The sequence below is a fragment of the Psychroflexus lacisalsi genome (assembly GCF_020164495.1).
In the GTDB taxonomy this organism is placed as follows: Bacteria; Bacteroidota; Bacteroidia; order Flavobacteriales; family Flavobacteriaceae; genus Psychroflexus; species Psychroflexus lacisalsi.
Window position 1 is genome coordinate 1 of the sequence record NZ_JAIQYZ010000047.1, and the last position, 255, is coordinate 255.

At 24.7% G+C, this 255-nt stretch carries 1 pseudogene; it reads right to left on the reverse strand.

What is annotated here, in order from left to right:
* Window positions 1–255, reverse strand: a pseudogene (locus LB449_RS14155) (GLPGLI family protein); the annotation flags it as partial.

Below are 255 nucleotides of genomic sequence, written 5' to 3' on the forward strand. Positions count from 1 at the left end.
CGCATTCTTTTGTTCAATAAACTTATTATTAGATACATCCGAATAAAAAATACCATTAGAATTTGCTGTTCTAAGAATCATTTCTTTAAATTCTTGTGGGTATGCATCATTATCTAATTCTTTTTTTGAATAATAGATAGATTCATTCATATCTGCTAATAACTTAAAATCATAATTCGGAAGAATTTTCTTCGCAGCTTTTAAAAATTTACCATAAAGAATTTGTTCAGGAATTTCTTTTTTAAAATTAGACTC